Below are 16,605 nucleotides of genomic sequence, written 5' to 3'. Positions count from 1 at the left end.
AAAATATAACACAGCTCTTTCTCTCTGACAACTTCATTTTGTTAAATTTTAAAATTGTGCACCTGCCCTCCTGCTGCATATAAACGCAAAAAACCCCCTTTCAGCCGAAAGGGGATGGATATCCATATGGAGCAAAGCAGTTAAACCCGGCGTATGATCAGATCTCGATGCGCTCAGAGTCGAGTATTCTTTTATAGACCAGAGCAATGATCTGTGAACGGTCCGTTACATTCATTTTGGTGAAAATACGGCTTAGATGATTCTTAACGGTATGCTCGCTGATAAATAAGGCACTGGCAATTTCCTTATTCGTCTTGCCCAGAATGATCAATTCAAGCACTTCCTCTTCACGCGGCGAGATTCCCCATTCTTCCTTAGGTGTCTTCAGTGCAGCGCTGTTCAGCAGCTTGACCGCCGAAACCGTTCTCCTCATTGGCTGCGCATCCGAGCGGCTGCGCAGAAACGATTGAAGGGCTGATTGCGGCTCACTGTCAATCCCCCCGGTAATATAATCATCCGTACTGTAGCGGGAGGGGTCCAGCCATTCCAGCTCCGGTTCCGCAAGCTGATCCCTATCCGCATGTTTGCCGGTATGATGAAGCACAAGTGCCAGCAGCTGTGCGGGCAAGGAAACCGACGGCTTATCCATCTCGAAATAGAAGGAAGCCAATTGATCCACCTGCTTCAGCAGAGCTATCTCTTCCTGATAGAAGCCGTATCCCTGCAGAAAATCAAGTTTGAACGGAGCCAGCAGACAGGCGTTTCTCATCCGTTCCGCTTCCCGTTCCGGCAGACCAGTGTAGCGGGCAAGCTCATGCGCCATTGAAGAGGCTTCCAGTGACAAGCGCTGCAGCTCAGGATTGGTGCTCCCCAGATAATCCCGGGTATGCTGGAGGAACACCCCCGCCTGCTTATTAAGCCTGTTATCCTTCTCGATGAGCCGGATGGACGTGCTGGCCAGACTGGCCAGGCAGCTGGCGAATGTCAGCCATTCCTCTGCTTCACTGCGGCGTCTGAAGCCTACCGCCAGAATTCCTTTGAATACCTTCTCGGCAATCAGCGGACATTCCAGCAGCACCTGCTCCTCGGCATCCTCGTTGATAATAGCAGAGGAGAGAAAGGCTTGCGGCGAATACCGGTCCTCAATCTCCTGGACATACTGGGCAGCCGCCTCCGGGCTCCAGCCCTTCGCATGATGGCTGCCTCCCGCTGCCTCCTCAAAGTAGACGAGTACAGATGAAGGATAGAACGGCATCCCCATAATGATATCGAGCAGTTGAATGCCCAGCTCCTGCGATGATGTAGTCTGCGGCAGCAGGCACGCGGCCTCTTTAAGCCTCAGTGTAGCATCATTACGCAGGGTTTCGCGCTGCCGCAGCTTCTCCCCCCGTGAGGATAGCCCAAGCAGAGAAGCAACCATCTGGTCCTGCTGGGCGTGGTCCTGTAGCTGGCGGATTTCACCAAAGCCCACAGCCAGCAGCAGCGCTTTTTTGCCGCTGTGAATCTGAACCGGATAACATGACAAATACTCCGGCTGCGTAATTCCGCGCTGGGTGAAGAATAACGACCTCGGATCTTTGGCAACGCCCTGCCAGTGCCGGGGCTCCCTGCCGAGAACAGCTTGTCCCAGAAATCCGTCCCCCTGCTGGAACTCGGCATTCATCAACAGATTCGCTTCTTTGCCGGCGGAATATTTCACCTTATACCTGCCTGCCTCTTCCTCTTTGGCAAAAGCATATAAATCGGCATCCGAGAACCTTCCTGCCATTTGCTGCAAAACATCCTCAATCTTCAGAAAGTCTGTTTCCAGATTGGAGAGCAGCTGTGAAACCACCATGCCGCTTCTCTGCGCCAGGGGTTTGAGTACACCGCCCGCCAGTAATTTAGACAGTATGTTTCCAAGAACGGCCAGTTTGCCCCTGATTATGCCGATACGCTCCCGGCTAAGCTCAGGCATGGCAAGCAGTTCAGTCCGTAACTCATCATAGTGGGGGTGAATCCTCATTTTGGCCTCAAACGCCTGCAGTACAAGCTCCCGGGTCCCTTCTTCCATGTATAGGCCCGACCACAAATAATAAGTCTGTCCATACTCGGGAACCAGCGGACTGACCACATACTTTAGCCCTGGAACCCATTCTTCCAATACAGCAGGATGCGATAAGGGGCCCAGTCTGAGCAAAGCCGGCTCGAAAGGGCGCTGCGTCTCCTGCAAAGAACTGAACATTTTCTGATAGAATATTCCGTAAAGCGTTGGACGGGTTATTACATTCCCTGCCTGATCCGTAAGCACAATAGCCTGACTCGTGACAGAACCGAACGTATCCTGGAGCTCTTGAATTTCTCCCATCAGTGAATCGGGTATTACAGCTTTCATCCCATCACCTCATGCTCTGGATTACATTTCATATCTTTTAATAATTGTAACTAATATTTTTTAATAATAGTTCATTTTAACTAGATATACAATGGAACTGACAGGCCTGGTTAGCCTCTATTTACTAAAATTACCCCTTAATCACGGCATATAACGGGCGCCGCCGTTTCAGCCCATCATCAGCCCCATTTCAGCCGCAGCTTCACCCAGAATCACTGCATAGTCCTCCAGCGTCTCCCGCGAAAGCCGGCTGACCGGACCTGAAAGAGAGAGCGCTGCAACCACTCCCCCGGCACGCCCGGTGATAGGCACCGCCACTGCAGCCGCACCCGGTTCGCGTTCCTCGAAGCTGGTGGCATACCCGCAGCGGGTGATTTCCTTGAGTTGCTCCAGATACTGGCTCCGGTCTACAGCTTCCGGCCATGCCGGGTCGGCCAGCAGCCGGACCTGCACTTCCGGCGGCGCGTAAGCGGCCAGCACCTTGCTCGATGCGCCTACAGAGAGAGGCAGCCTTGCACCGATCTGTGCCACCCGGCGGATTGCCTGCCGGCTCTGCACGGCCTGGATACGCACGCGCTCCAGATTGTCGCGCAAATAGAGGCTGACCGTCTCTCCCAGACGGTCACGCAGCCGTTCCATCGCCGGCAGCAGCAGTACCGCCGGTTCATTCAGGGTCGGCAAATGCGTAGACAGCTCCCAGATGCGAATCCCGAGCCGGTATTTCTCCGTGCCCTCATCGCGCTGCAGGAAGCCCTTCTCCTCAAGCGTAGTCAGCAGGCGGTGCACCGTACTTTTATGCAGGCCAATCTTGGCGGAAATCTCCGTCAGACTGAGGTCATAATCATTATCCTGAGTGAAGCAGAGCAATATATCCAGCGCACGTTCCACGGCGCGTACAGTCAGTTTCCGGTCTTCCACCCTGTTCTCCCCCTCATGTGTTTCACCTCTTGAAACCCGGTTACATTATTCTTCAGATACATTCTATCTTAGTGCAAAGGTCCGAAAAAAGTCCAGCATATTCACTGTACGGTAAAGACTGGGCCGCAGTTTACAGTTACATTACAAAACCGCTGAATTCATTGACTTTGTAAGGGCATAACCATACGATTAAATATATGAAGTATTTCTGCTAATCAAACTTAAGTTCATGCTTCCGAAGCAGTTTTGCTGCGAAGTAGTCTCACAGGAAGCGGATGTTCCACAAAACTTTTAGGAGGGGACCTTATGGATCTGGCAACAAGTCACCCCGGCTCGCCGGTCTCCCGTATGCCTAACGAGGATAAGCCTAATTCCATACCTATTATTTCACTGCGGATGATACGCGTTAAGCATATTGTCGTAGCTCTGCTGTTATCTGTGTTCTTCTTCTTTTTATTCTGCTTCATCGCCCTGCACGGCTATATAGCCTGGGTGCTCTCGAATCCTACTGTAGCGCCCCTCTACTCTAACCCTTATCTTGCCAAAGGGCTGGCGTATGAGGAGATCACCTTTCCGGCAAAGGACGGCAGCCGTATTATGCAGGGTTGGTATATTCCTTCAGAGGGAGCCAAGAAGACCATTGTCTTCAGCCATGGCTACGGTGCTAACCGAGAGGAAAGCTGGGTTCCTATGTACGACCTGGCCCATTATGCGCACAGCCTGAAATTCAATGTGGTCATGTTTGATTACGGCTTCGCCTCCAAGGTCAATAAAGATATCGCTACCGGCGGCAAAAAAGAATCCCAGCAGCTTCTTGGGGCGATCGAATATGCCAAGGACAAGGGTGCAAACGAAATCGTAGTCTGGGGCTTCTCCATGGGTGCTGGTACCGCGCTGCAGGCGGGTCTCGTAACCAAAGACGTGGATGCGATGATTCTGGACAGCACCTTCCTGCTGGAGCCGGATACACTCTATCACAATATCAAGCAGAATATAGATCTTCCCCGCCAGCCTTCACTGGAGATTATGGAGCTGTTGTTCCCGGTACTGAACGGTACAGGGCTGAATCAGATTCCCTATTCCAAGGTGAAATCCGAGGACTATCCGTTCCCGGTACTCTTCATGCACGGTACTATGGACGAGAAGGCACCTTATCCGATTGCCGAAGAACTGGCCGCGAACCAGACCAACCCGTACTCCGACTCATGGATTGTGGAGGACAGTCATCATGAGCTGCTGTTCCGCGAGCATCCGCGCGAGTATCTGCGCCGTGTCTCAGCATTTCTCGGCAATGTCCAGCTGGCCCGCATCAGCGGGGACAACGGAAGTCAGGCCAGCAAGTAACCACAAGTAGAAACAGCAGCGTTCCTATATCTTATATTAAATTGAATAAGCATGCGCAAATGTATTTCCTTATACATTCTGCGCATGCTTTTTTGAGGTATGCTCACCATAGTGCCTTAGGCCACAACGAATACCGTTACATAAGCAGACTCTACCGGTCATATAATGAAGCGTTGAAAATTCAGGACGGGGGGACTGCATGCTATGCAATATGTATCAGGTGCGCCGCTGCCAGTGCACATTCTAGGGGAAATTGCCTTCTGGAAAAAACAGGAGAAGGAACACGCCGAGGTTCTTATCCAGCTTACTCCAAACCTGGAGGAGCCTTATGTCAAGCTGCTCCAGGAATGGACGGTTGTCTTCCTGGCTACGGAGCAGGCGGCGTGTCAACTGCTCGGAAGCCAACAGGCTCCGGCCTTCGGCGGTCCGGGAAGCCTTGCCGCCGAAACAGAGCTGCTGCTTCATACAGCCTGCAGCCAATCCAGTGAATTCATCCGCCAGCTGAAGGCTATGGGGGAGGCTAGCCAGGCCATGAGCGCCTCCCCTCTGGCCGGGGTCGTAGTGAAGCATTTTATCTGCGAATCGGAGTATTTCCTTGCCGTGCTTACGGCTCTCACCGCCCCGGAGTATGATGCCGGTGCCGGAATGATGCGGCAGAACCCAATAGAGCAGGATGAACCGGCTGCTGTGCCTGCGGCCTCTCTAAATGAAGAACCTCCCCAGGAAACGGCGGCCTGGACGGCTCCTCTGTGGGAAGCCCGTGAATTGGGGCCGGTCCCGATCGGCGGTCATACACTGCCCCCGCTCCCTTATGCTTATAATGCGCTGGAGCCCTACATTGACGAGAAGACGATGATTATTCATCACGACAAGCACCACCAGAGCTATGTAGACGGACTCAATAAAGCAGAGATTAAATTGGCGGAAGCCCGGAAGAGCAACGATTATGATCTCGTTAAACACTGGGAACGGGAGCTTGCCTTTAACGGGGCTGGCCATTATCTGCACACGATCTTCTGGAACGTCATGTCCCCGCAGGGCGGAGGCCGGCCATCCGGAGCACTGCTGGATGCCATTATACGGAGCTTCGGAAGCTACGATGCCTTCAAGGCCCAGTTCACTGAAGCGGCCAATAAAGTGGAGGGCGGCGGATGGGCCATCTTGGTCTGGAGCCCGCGCAGCCGCAGGCTGGAGATTCTGACTGCTGAGAAGCATCAGAATCTGTCCCAGTGGGATGTTGTCCCGCTGCTGGCGCTGGATGTATGGGAGCATGCCTATTATCTCAAGCATCAGAACAACCGCGCAGATTATATCCAGGACTGGTGGAATGTCGTGAATTGGCCTTACGTAGCCGAGCGGTACAGTGCCGCCCGCAAGCTGGTCTGGCAGCCTTTTTGAGGTCTTTCCCCAAAAAAGCCCGGCGGCCACTCGAAAGTGGCCGCCGGGCTTTGCCTTGCACAAGTCAGGGAATATTAGTCCCGCGTACTATTCTTTGATCAGAGCAAGAAACTCGGCCCGGGCAGCAGCATCCTCACGGAAAGTGCCCCGGGTTGCCATGGTTACTGTCTTGCTGCCGGGCTTCTTCACACCCCGGGCACACATGCACAGATGCTCTCCTTCGACAACCACCATGACACCGTGCGGATTCAGCACCTCGGTCATGATGTCGGCGATCTGGGCAGTAATGCGCTCCTGCACCTGCAGGCGGCGGCTGACCGCTTCCACGAGCCGGGCCAGCTTACTCAGTCCGGCAATCCGCCCGCTGGGGACATAGCCAATATGCACTTTGCCGAAGAAAGGAGCCATGTGATGCTCGCACTGGCTGTAGTAGACAATATCCTTCACAATGACAAGCTCTTCATGAGACTCGTCGAAAGTTACGCCCAGCGCCTCGCGCGGATCAATCGAATAACCGCCAAATATCTCTTCATACATCCGCGTGACTCTAGCCGGTGTTTCCAGCAGGCCTTCGCGGCTGGTATCTTCACCAATCAGTTCTAATATTTTCTCTACATGATATTCGATTTGCTCACGGTTTACAGAAACCTTCCCGTTCATGTACTCCTTGATGCTCCCCATGAAATCTCCCCCTTCCGCACCCGCAGCTGATTCTTATCTATTTCCCTATCCTGATTATTTCTTCTTGCGGGCCTGTCCTTTGGCTGCCGCAGGAGCACGCCCCGGCTGATTGCCGTTCTTCATCATCTGCTGGGCACGCTGCATCTGCTTTCCGTTCAGGTTATATCCCATTTGCTTGGCAACCTTCTGCAGCATTTCAGGATCATTCTGCATCGTTGTCATTTGTCTGCGCAGATAATAGACACCGATAAAGAATCCGCCGATCAGACCTACAACAAGCATAATAATAGGCAATGCAATATTCATCTGTAATCCACCTTTGTACTCTATTGTCTGGCAATGCCCCTATTTAAGGCACGCGAATCTATCATAGCATTTCAACAACTGGACAGCAATTGGCAAATCCCGTGATTCAGAAGAGATAGTTGCCGCTTAAGCCGGGCCCTGCCTGCTCCGCTTCCAACTGCAGAAGGCGGCTTTTGATTCCCAGACCTCCGGCATAACCGACAAGTGCGCCTCCGGCTCCTATAATCCGGTGGCAGGGTACAATGACCGGAACCGGGTTGCGGTTATTGGCCCCGCCAACAGCACGTACAGCCTGCGGATTGCCGATCATGACCGCAATATCCTTATAAGAGGCGGACTCCCCGTAAGGCACGCTGAGCAGAGCTTCCCATACCTGGCGCTGAAAATCCGTTCCCCGCATATCCAGCGGCACACTGAAGCTCTGCAGCTCCCCGGAGAAATACGCTGCAAGCTGCCGCTCCGCCTCGGACATGCTCCCGGCATCCGCATAAATCTGTGCAGCGGGACCCAGCTGCGTCTTCACCCAGCCTGCAATAGTGTCCGAGTTCGCATCATAGGTGCCGAACTTGATCATGCATAGTCCGGAAGCTGTCGCGCATAGCGTCAACGGGCCAATGATTGAATCGATCTCCTTATAATAGAGCGAAGCTTCCGCCCCTTCGCTGCTCTCTGGACGGTGATTCATTATTCTTCCGCCCCCTTCTGCCCCAGCAGCTTGTCCTGTGCCCGGCTTAGCATTCCGCGCACCGTAACGTCCTCTTCCTTCTGCAGTGCCTGTTCCACGGCTGTGAGGGCTTCACTGCCGCCGATGCGGCTTAGGGCCCAGGCGGCAGTCCCGCGCATCTCCGGCCGCGGCTCCTGCAGCAGAATCTCGGTCAGCTTCGGCACGGCAGAAGCTTCCTTGAAATTGCCAAGCGCGATAACCGCATTGCGCTGGATAGGCTTTTTGCCCCGCCATGCAGCTGAGCTGCTGCCGAATTTCTCCTTGAACTCACGGTTGCTGAGATCCAGGATCGGCATCAGCAGCGGCTTCACGATCTCCGGATCAGGCAGCAGCTGCGGGCGGTGATTCCAGTTCTTGCCGCGGTTATGCGGACAGACAATCTGGCAGGTATCGCAGCCGTACAGCCGGTTCCCGATCTTGGTCATGTAGTCCTCACTGAGGAACCCCTTGGTCTGTGTCAGGTAGGAAATGCAAGCCTGGGCGTTGAGTTGTCCCGGACCGACCAGCGCGCCGGTGGGGCAGGCGTCGATGCATTTCGTACAGTCCCCGCAGCCTTCCTGCACCGGCTGATCCGGAGGCAGCGGTATATTCGTCACCATTTCCCCGAGATAGATCCACGATCCCCATTTGGGGGAGATAATCGCGCAGTTTTTGCCGCTGAACCCGATGCCCGCCCGCTCCGCAACCGCCCGGTCAACAAGAGCTCCCGTATCCACCATACTCTCCAGTACGGCATCCGGAACACGCTCGCGGATGAAGTTCTCCAGCTTCGCCAGCGCTTCACGGAGTACATGATGATAGTCCTGCCCCCACGATGCCCTGGCCAGTATGCCTCTGCGTGCTCCGGGCTCGGACTTGGGCGGGTCCTCCATTTTGGAGGGATAGGCTACAGCGATTGCAATAATAGAGAGCGGCTGCTCTCCCGACTGCAGCGCCGGAACCGTCCGCTTGTCCAGATCCGGCTCCTCGAAGCCCGAGTCGTACCCGTTGTCCCTATGTTCCTGAAGAATATTTTTTAAATATAAAAACGGCTCTGCGGTGGTGAACCCGATATCGTCAATACCGAGCGCCGGCGCAGCAGCCTTGATTGCAGCCTTGAGATCCTCCCACTTGGAAGGCGGCGGAGCATAAGGTGACTGGAAGTTAGAATTCATTTCCGCCTCTCCTTTATTATTATGTCTATACTAATCCCTTACAGGACTCTCATCTTAGCTACAGGCCACCAGATCAGGGATGCCTTCCCCACGATGCTCTCCTGTGCAACGGCGCCGAAATAACGGCTGTCCTTGCTGGCCCCGGCATGGCGGTTATCCCCCATTACAAAGTAGGTGCCGTCCTCCACAGTCAGCTGACTGAAATCCGGGTCTTGAATGGCCGTATCAATATAAGGCTCATCCACTACTTTACCATTAACATATAGCTGCTGGTCCTGAACTTCCACGATATCACCGGGGATACCAATAATCCGCTTAACCAGGTACTCCTTACGGTCCGGCCCTGTACTGGGGTCATGCAGAACTACAATATCGCCCCGGCCCGGATTCCCGAAGCTCAGTGCAATCTTATTAATAATCAGCTTTTCCCCTTCATAGAGGGTCGGCTGCATGGATTGGCCAATCACAGTAGACACATTGAACACAAAAATATTAAGCAGTGACATTATCGCGAATACAATCCCCGCAGTGATGATCCACTCCCGCATATCCTTAAGCCAAATTCTTCTCGATTCGCGCTTGGATTTGTTATGGGTAACGGATCTGTATCGTTGTTTGCGGCTCCGCATGAATTCTTCTTCAAGCTCCCGGTTCATAGGCCACCTACTTGCTTCGATTGGGTTTATAAGTCCATAACAATAGAAAAGCATATCTTCCGCCCATTTGCAATGCAATGGACACTGGGAAGATATGCTTTAGTATAATGAAACAGACTATGCAGGTGTGACCTTACTCTAAAGTACAGGCTGCATTAGTTCTCTACTCTACCAATTGTTTCCGCTTACAGCACCGTTTCAAAAAATAATTACCCGACAATGCTCAGCTTGCGTACAGATTTGAAGATCTGGTCCTCACCATAACCCATGGCCTCATACAGCGGCAGTGCGAAGGAATTATGCTCATCAACGGCTACATAAATACCGCTGACCTTGCGTGCCTGGAATCTGTGTTCCATCGCCGATACGAGACTCTTGCCGACTCCTCTGCGGCGGTATTCAGGATGGACGGCAATGCGGAAATAACAGCCGTGGTTCTTCTCAATCGTACCAATCAGTGCGCCGATGATTTCTCCTTCATCCTCTGCAACTACAATGAGATCTGAATCCCATGAAAGCTGCCTGGAGAAGGGCTCGATCGTGCTCTCGAAACATTCTTCCGATAATGCGGTCTGCAGCAATTCAGTCACTGGAGTAACGTCGCTTAATTGAAAGGAACGAACGTGCATACTTAAAAGTCTCCCTTTTCTATGGCTTAGAATTTTACAAAAAGAAGGAGTTTCCATAACAGTGTAAAGAGGAAAAAAGCATCAAAAACCGAGGAATACCTGCTTTTAAATCTATTAAAGCACACTTTTCTCGCGATATCATCAATTTTCTTTTGAAAGCGCTTGATATGAAGCGTTTTCATTGAATATAGTTTCATTTTTTCTTGATTAAGGAAATTATCGCAGTGCAAACACTCTCTCTTAAGGAGTTTTATAACTTTAACATACCCTTAACATTTGTAGTGAGCTATGGATGAAAAAATACTTTATAAACACTAATGTTTGTTTAATGTTGCATTATTGTTCCAGATACGGTTTAATAATAAGTATCTCAACGGATATATAACCTATAAGCCACATCGGAAATAAGGGGTTTTGACGTCAAGACCGCCAAAATTCTTTATCTATACAAATTCTAATATACTCAGGAGGGATTTTTCCATGGCATTTCAATTACCGGCACTTCCTTATCCAAACAACGCTCTTGAACCACACATCGACGCTTTGACGATGGAGATTCATCACGACAGGCACCATAACACTTATGTGACGAACCTGAACGCCGCACTGGAAAAAGCACCTGAACTGCAAGACAAGAGCATCGATGAGCTGCTGACTGACCTGAACGCTGTACCTGAAGCTATCCGCACTGCTGTTCGCAACAACGGAGGCGGACATGCTAACCACACCTTGTTCTGGGAAGTTATCGGACCGAACGGCGGAGGCGCACCAACTGGCGCTCTGGCTGCTGCAATTGACAGCGAACTGGGCGGATTCGATAAATTCAAGGAAGACTTCGCTACTGCAGCTACTACACGCTTCGGCAGCGGCTGGGCCTGGCTCGTCGTGAAAGACGGCAAGCTTGCTGTGACCAGCACTCCTAACCAGGACAACCCGGTCAGCGAAGGCGCAACTCCAATCCTCGGCCTCGATGTATGGGAGCATGCTTACTACCTGAACTACCAGAACAAACGTCCTGACTACATCAAGGCGTTCTGGAACGTAGTGAACTGGGAAGAAGTCGGCAAACGTTACGAAAGCGCAAAATAAAGAACTGCGGCGTGTAAGCCGCAGCATCACGGTATAAGAAAAACCGGGAGCACCCTTGTGGGTGGCTCCCTGTTTTTTGTGCTGGGAATACGGAGGAACAGGCACCCGCGGGGCACATTCCTGCGAATGTAGGTATATGTCTTAGTGCGATGCGCTATCCCTTCGGGTACATGCCTGATAAGTAGAAATTCCCTTTAATTTCCATATACCGCCCACTTTCGGCGGAATTAGAGGGGTTTTTCCCTTTAATTTCACCATACCACCCACTTTCGGCGGAATTAGAGGGATTTTTCCCTTTAATTTCACCATATCGCCCACTTTCGGCGGAATTAGAGGGATTTTTCCCTTTAATTTCACCATATCGCCCACTTTCGGCGGAATTAGAGGGATTTTTCCCTTTGATTTCACTATATCGCCCACTTTTGGTGGAATTAGAGAAATTGCACATTTAATTATACGATGTCGTCCGCGCAGAACAGGATAGGTGGATAAACGGCAGCTAATTTATCTGATTTCACCTTCGAGGACGAATTCCGAATAATTAGAGAAAATCAAATGCTCTTTGTTCACTTGTTCTCCGGGATGACGCACAAGGAATGGAGCTTCCTCCGGGTTATACCCGTCCGCAATAACTGGCCTGGCCAAACTGTCTTCCTTAACCTCAGAAGCGGAGTTGCCAGACCAAACGGTTTGCCGGTACTCCCGGTTATAGCTAGCAACACTGCATAGCCGAGCCGGATTACACGGCGCCCCCCTCCTGCTCATCAAAATAAGCGTTGAGCAGCTTGAGGAACACATTGGGAAAGGCGTAATTCGCCATGTCGCTGCGGTTGATCCAGCGTACTGCGCCTGCATCCTCCGCTGTTCCGCTTCCGTCCGCGAAGCGCTCGACGGGCCCGCTGCCATCGGCGAATAAATCGGCGGGAACGGACGCGGTGAGCCCGGCGTTGTACATGCCTTGGCTGGTGGCGGAGCGATCACCGGCACCAGCCGCACTGGCGGCGGCATAGTCTGCAGCGGCAGCCGGATCAGCCGGGCCGGTGGCAGCCCCGGCAGCCCCGGGTGCTGCGCCGATGGCTGCAGCATCAGCACTGGCAGCGCCGTTCCCGGCCGCTGCGCTGTACAAGGCCCGCCCTTCCGCAGCCAGCGGCAGGGCCGGGGCCTCTTCTTCCCTGCAGCGGTACACCTGCAGGGTCCAGACAATATGGCTGAATGTATGCTCCGCAGCCATCCAGTGCCCTTCAGGCCGGGCGAAGATCCCGGCCTGAAGCAGGGACCGGCGCAGCCGGTCCTGCGCTGCCGCCTCAGGCAGCAGCGCAGCGGAAGCGCCGCCCTCAGCAGGCGGCGCCGGCCAGTGCGGCAGCTCCCACATGCGGGCCAGGAGCCCGCTGGATGGCCGTTGCCGGATGAGTACCCGGCCCGCGTGCCCGCCGCGGCCCTCTATCAGCGCTGCCAGCCGCTCTTCCGGGCGCGGCGGCTTGGCCTTGGTCTTGACGGGCAGCGAGGTCTCGCAGCCCGCGAGGCGCGCCGAGCAGTGCTCCATCACCGGGCACGGCAGACAGCGCGGTGATTTCGGCGTGCAGATCAGCGCGCCAAGCTCCATCAGCGCCTGATTGAAGTGCGAGGCTTCCCCTTCGGGAATCAGCTCTGCCGCCAGGCGCTCCATTTTGACGCGGGTGGGGCCTTTGGCGATATCATCCTCAATCAGGAAGTATCGCGACAGCACCCGCATGACATTGCCGTCCACAGCGGGCTCCGGCCGGTTGAAGGCAATGCTGAGAATAGCTCCGGCCGTATAAGGCCCCACTCCCTTAAGCCCGAATACCGCATCGCGGTCATTGGGAACCTGCCCGCCATACTCTTCCTTCACCTGCTTCGCGGCATGCTGCAGATTCCGGGCGCGTGAATAGTAGCCAAGCCCCTCCCAGCACTTCAGAACATCCTCCTCCGGGGCATCGGCCAGTGACTCCACCGTAGGGAACCGCTCAATGAACCGGTTGAAATAAGGAATGACCGTATCGACTCTTGTCTGCTGAAGCATAATCTCCGAAATCCAGATGTAATAAGGATTGCGGTGACGCCGCCACGGCAGATCCCGCTTCTGCCCATGGTACCACTCCAGCAAATTACGGCTGAAATAGGACTTGGCTTCCTGCTGCTCGTCCTGCTGCTCGTCCTGCTGCTCATTTGTAGTCATCATTAATCTCCTTGCTTCTATATTGAATGTATCTATATTCCGCGATAAGCAGCTCGTCCTCTTATTGCGTAAAGTTTACCCGTATAAATACCGCTCTGCGAAGCCGCAGGCAGGATCCGGCACTCCGCAGCAGCTTAGTTTACCTGCTCCACTACGGCAAAAGCTGAAGCCAGATCCCCGCTGTGTGTAATGGCCAGATGGATGATATGGCGGCCGCCCGGCAGAAGCAGCCGGTCCCAGGCTGCTTCCGACAGTGAAACAACCGGTTTGCCCTGGCTGTCCGGCAGAATTTCTATATCCTGAAATCCCACCTTCGCGCCGATTCCGCAGCCCAGCGCCTTCACTACTGCCTCCTTGGCGGCAAAACGCCCCGCAGCGAATTCTGCCGCCTTACCCTTCCGCCCTGCGGCTAGCTCAAGCTCACGCTCTGTAAGAGTGCGCTGCAGAAATCCGGTTGCTTGTCCGCTTGACAGCAGAGCCGTAATCCGGCGGATTTCCAGCACATCATTTCCGATTCCATAAATCACTATATCCACTCCTTTGCTGGACAGGCAATATGCAATTACTGTAAAAAACCGCCCTATCTTTACCTGCTTTAATAATGGTATGATCTTCATAACATTATTCATAAACATTATCAATAATACAACCTTCAAATCCGTTTCAGATTATATAGAGAGGGGATTTACCCGATGACCCGTAATTTCCAATTGCCCGCAGGAGAAGATGCTGTACTCCGCTGCTCGCATTTCCCCGCCCGGGATAAGGCTAAGAGCCTGATTGTTATCGCCCACGGTTACAAGGGGTTTAAGGATTGGGGGATGTTTCCTTATGCTGCGGCAGCCCTCAGCCAGGAGCATGAGGTCATAACCTTCAACTTCTCACATGCCGGAATCGGCGAAGATCTGCAGAATTTCACGGAGCTTGAGAAGTTCGCCCGCAATACCTATACCCGTGAGATCAAGGATATGGAGATCCTGCTCTCTTATCTCAGCCAGCACCACAAATTCGGCAGCCTGCCGTTATTCCTGCTGGGCCACAGCCGAGGCGGCGGAGACAGCCTGCTGTATGCGCTGGACCATCCGGGAGAGATCACCGGAGTGATCTCCTGGAACGGCATTACCAACCTCGACCTGTTCACGGAGGAACAGAAGATTGAGATGAAGCGCAGCGGCCGGACCCATGTGCTTAATGGCCGGACCGGCCAGCAAATGCCGCTGGATGCCGTGTTGCTGGAGGACCTGGAACAGCATGCCGGTCGCTACAACCTGCTGGAACGGATGACAACAGCCAGCTTCCCGGCGGTTCTTATTCAGGGAAGCCAGGACAGTGAACGGCTGCGCCGGGGATCAGAGCGATTAACGGAGCTCCGCCCGGATATCCGCTGGGTGCAGATTCCCGGCGGCAATCACACCTTCGGAACCGTGCACCCGTTCGAAGGAGCTACCCCGCAGCTGGAGGAGGCAATATCCGCCTCCCTGGAGTTTATTAACCATATCCTGGCCGGCTAAGCTTACAAGTTAGGCAGCGCCTCTCCAGCTAATACTTATGAAAGTCAGAACCGCCGGGAATTCTGCGAAATGACTGCAGCTTCTCCGGCGGTTCTTTTATACTTCTGACTGCTTATATTCCAGGGATTGCATCCCGTTTATGCCCCGTTCTGCGGTAGTAGGCTTCAAGCTTCCCGGCGACCTCGGGAGACACCGCTTTGCCCTCCAGATAGTCACTGTTGTCATCATAGGTGATCCCCAGCTCGGTTTCATCCGTCTGGCCCGGCCAGAGGCCGGCTGTCGGTGCTTTGGTCACGATATCGGCCGGTACCCCAATCGCCGCAGCCAACTGCCGCACCTGCCGTTTATTCAGTGAAGACAGCGGTGTAATATCAACCGCACCATCGCCCCATTTGGTATAGAAGCCGGTGATGGCTTCAGAGGCATGGTCTGTTCCTACTACCAGAAGATTGTTCTCGAAGGCCAGTGCATACTGCATAACCATCCGCGTTCTCGCCTTCACATTTCCTTTGCCCTGATGGGTGATGTGGCGGTGCTGCCCCAGTGCCTTCAGGCTATGCTCTACCTCCAGCGCGATCTCGTTTACAGCTTCTTCAATATTCGTCTCCACCGTATGCGTCAGCTCAAACGCCTTGGCTACCGCGTAACTGTGCTCAATATCCTCCTGCTCGCCGTAAGGCTGGAAAACACCGAGTGTAATATACTCTTTGCCTTCCTCTGCCGTCAGCTCGTCCGTAGCCTGTTTGCATAGACCCGCAGCCACTGCACTGTCCACGCCTCCGCTGATCGCAATCAGCAGCCCCCTGGCACCCGCCTGCAGCGCATATGCTTTCAGGAAATCCACACGTTTGCGCACTTCCGCTCCGGTATCAATCACCGGCTTGACTCCCAAGGCCTTAATAATCTCTTCCTGCATTCCCAATTCACACACCCCTTTTCTTATAACTTGATCTGTCCGATGGGACTCAGGTGCCTATATGTTCAGAAAAAATCCCGCATGAGCCTAGCCTCCGGCTGATGCGGGAATATCCCTTACAGAAAATATGCTTACTGGCACAGACGATTGAAAACTTCCTTCAGCTCAGCAGCAATTTCAGCAGCCGAACGGTCTTCAACGCCGTGACGTTCGATGAAATGAACAAGCTCGCCGTCCTTCATCAAGGCAATGGATGGTGAAGATGGCGGGTACGGAGCAAAATACTCACGCGCCTTGGCTGTAGCTTCCTTCTCCTGGCCGGCAAATACCGTGAACAGGTGGTCGGGGAGAATTTCGTTCTGCAGCGCCTGGGCTACACCTGGACGGCATTGGCCGGCGGCACAACCGCAAACGGAGTTAACAACCACAAGCGAAGTTCCCTTAACGGCTGGAAGAGTTGCTTCAACTTCATCCGGAGTCAGCAGCTCCTGAAATCCGATACTCGTCAGATCATCGCGCATAGGCTGAATGGAATCCTTCATATATTGATTAAAAGACATGGACATTTCTCTGCACTCTCCTTTACCCTTAGAATAGTTGTCAGAACCCGGATAACGTCGCCGCGTTACTGCACTACTTGCTAACTTTATTATACATACATACTCTGTGAAAGCAAGAGAAGCAGCCTGCCTTCAAGCCGTTATCCGG

At 53.3% G+C, this 16,605-nt stretch carries 17 protein-coding genes; 4 read left to right on the top strand and 13 right to left on the bottom strand.

Translation table 11 applies throughout. The features are described from left to right. Window positions 1-157: 157 nt before the first annotated feature. Together NSQ73_RS33390 and NSQ73_RS33385 are read right to left on the bottom strand one after the other, a co-directional pair. Window positions 158-2,374: a helix-turn-helix transcriptional regulator gene (locus NSQ73_RS33390; protein ID WP_340990454.1), complete on the bottom strand. Its 2,217-nt coding sequence runs from the start codon at window positions 2,372-2,374 to the stop codon at window positions 158-160. Window positions 2,375-2,542: 168 nt separating this feature from the next. Continuing rightward, window positions 2,543-3,292, bottom strand: a complete 750-nt coding sequence (locus NSQ73_RS33385; protein ID WP_042133334.1) for an IclR family transcriptional regulator — start codon at window positions 3,290-3,292, stop codon at window positions 2,543-2,545. A 348-nt stretch (window positions 3,293-3,640) separates the two neighbouring features. Between NSQ73_RS33385 and NSQ73_RS33380 the strand changes: the two genes are divergently transcribed. Both NSQ73_RS33380 and NSQ73_RS33375 read left to right on the top strand, forming a co-directional pair. Beyond that, window positions 3,641-4,636, top strand: a complete 996-nt coding sequence (locus tag NSQ73_RS33380) for an alpha/beta hydrolase (RefSeq protein ID WP_042140714.1) — start codon at window positions 3,641-3,643, stop codon at window positions 4,634-4,636. A gap of 204 nt (window positions 4,637-4,840) precedes the next feature. Continuing rightward, window positions 4,841-6,034 carry a Fe-Mn family superoxide dismutase gene (locus NSQ73_RS33375; RefSeq protein ID WP_340990453.1) on the top strand — a complete coding sequence of 398 codons (1,194 nt, stop codon included), beginning with the start codon at window positions 4,841-4,843 and terminating at the stop codon, window positions 6,032-6,034. Between the two features lie 87 nt (window positions 6,035-6,121). Here the strand turns inward: NSQ73_RS33375 and folE are convergent, their stop codons facing one another. From folE to NSQ73_RS33350, 6 genes are all read right to left on the bottom strand, one after another. After that, a complete protein-coding gene (folE, locus tag NSQ73_RS33370; protein ID WP_039308661.1) occupies window positions 6,122-6,715 on the bottom strand; it encodes a GTP cyclohydrolase I FolE in 594 nt (197 codons plus the stop codon). A gap of 54 nt (window positions 6,716-6,769) precedes the next feature. Further along, a complete protein-coding gene (locus NSQ73_RS33365; RefSeq protein WP_039308663.1) occupies window positions 6,770-7,021 on the bottom strand; it encodes a YneF family protein in 252 nt (83 codons plus the stop codon). A 106-nt stretch (window positions 7,022-7,127) separates the two neighbouring features. Next, entirely contained in the window at window positions 7,128-7,706 is a 579-nt protein-coding gene (locus NSQ73_RS35030; RefSeq protein ID WP_445669715.1) for a methylated-DNA--[protein]-cysteine S-methyltransferase, read from the bottom strand. Beyond that, a complete protein-coding gene (gene queG / locus NSQ73_RS33360; RefSeq protein WP_445669714.1) occupies window positions 7,706-8,899 on the bottom strand; it encodes a tRNA epoxyqueuosine(34) reductase QueG in 1,194 nt (397 codons plus the stop codon). Before queG ends, NSQ73_RS35030 begins: the two co-directional genes overlap by 1 nt. A gap of 38 nt (window positions 8,900-8,937) precedes the next feature. Then, window positions 8,938-9,555 (bottom strand): signal peptidase I, encoded by a 618-nt coding sequence (lepB, locus tag NSQ73_RS33355; protein ID WP_171715683.1) that lies wholly within the window; start codon window positions 9,553-9,555, stop codon window positions 8,938-8,940. Between the two features lie 209 nt (window positions 9,556-9,764). Further along, window positions 9,765-10,184 carry a GNAT family N-acetyltransferase gene (locus NSQ73_RS33350; protein ID WP_039308670.1) on the bottom strand — a complete coding sequence of 140 codons (420 nt, stop codon included), beginning with the start codon at window positions 10,182-10,184 and terminating at the stop codon, window positions 9,765-9,767. Between the two features lie 480 nt (window positions 10,185-10,664). Between NSQ73_RS33350 and NSQ73_RS33345 the strand changes: the two genes are divergently transcribed. Continuing rightward, window positions 10,665-11,273: a superoxide dismutase gene (locus NSQ73_RS33345; RefSeq protein ID WP_039308673.1), complete on the top strand. Its 609-nt coding sequence runs from the start codon at window positions 10,665-10,667 to the stop codon at window positions 11,271-11,273. A 141-nt stretch (window positions 11,274-11,414) separates the two neighbouring features. Here NSQ73_RS33345 and NSQ73_RS33340 read toward each other — a convergent pair whose 3' ends face one another. The 3 genes from NSQ73_RS33340 to acpS all read right to left on the bottom strand — a co-directional run bounded on the left by NSQ73_RS33340 (window position 11,415) and on the right by acpS (window position 13,997). After that, window positions 11,415-11,681, bottom strand: a complete 267-nt coding sequence (locus tag NSQ73_RS33340; RefSeq protein ID WP_340990450.1) for a hypothetical protein — start codon at window positions 11,679-11,681, stop codon at window positions 11,415-11,417. A gap of 331 nt (window positions 11,682-12,012) precedes the next feature. Further along, window positions 12,013-13,470 carry an A/G-specific adenine glycosylase gene (gene mutY / locus NSQ73_RS33335; RefSeq protein ID WP_340990728.1) on the bottom strand — a complete coding sequence of 486 codons (1,458 nt, stop codon included), beginning with the start codon at window positions 13,468-13,470 and terminating at the stop codon, window positions 12,013-12,015. 134 nt (window positions 13,471-13,604) lie between these two features. Next, window positions 13,605-13,997: a holo-ACP synthase gene (gene acpS, locus NSQ73_RS33330; protein ID WP_340990449.1), complete on the bottom strand. Its 393-nt coding sequence runs from the start codon at window positions 13,995-13,997 to the stop codon at window positions 13,605-13,607. 165 nt (window positions 13,998-14,162) lie between these two features. On the opposite strand from acpS, the gene NSQ73_RS33325 reads away from it, so the two are divergent. Further along, window positions 14,163-14,981 carry an alpha/beta hydrolase family protein gene (locus tag NSQ73_RS33325; protein ID WP_340990448.1) on the top strand — a complete coding sequence of 273 codons (819 nt, stop codon included), beginning with the start codon at window positions 14,163-14,165 and terminating at the stop codon, window positions 14,979-14,981. 112 nt (window positions 14,982-15,093) lie between these two features. Here NSQ73_RS33325 and nadE read toward each other — a convergent pair whose 3' ends face one another. Both nadE and NSQ73_RS33315 read right to left on the bottom strand, forming a co-directional pair. Then, window positions 15,094-15,903 carry an ammonia-dependent NAD(+) synthetase gene (gene nadE, locus NSQ73_RS33320; protein WP_039309932.1) on the bottom strand — a complete coding sequence of 270 codons (810 nt, stop codon included), beginning with the start codon at window positions 15,901-15,903 and terminating at the stop codon, window positions 15,094-15,096. A gap of 125 nt (window positions 15,904-16,028) precedes the next feature. Further along, complete coding sequence (locus tag NSQ73_RS33315; protein WP_039309930.1) at window positions 16,029-16,463, bottom strand: BrxA/BrxB family bacilliredoxin; 435 nt, start codon at window positions 16,461-16,463, stop codon at window positions 16,029-16,031. Between the last annotated feature and the right edge of the window lie 142 nt (window positions 16,464-16,605).

The organism is Paenibacillus sp. FSL R10-2736 (genome assembly GCF_038000245.1).
In the GTDB taxonomy this organism is placed as follows: Bacteria; Bacillota; Bacilli; order Paenibacillales; family Paenibacillaceae; genus Paenibacillus_AQ; species Paenibacillus_AQ phytohabitans.
The sequence above is the reverse complement of the archived record's forward strand: the minus strand, read 5'-3'. Positions and strand labels throughout refer to the sequence as shown.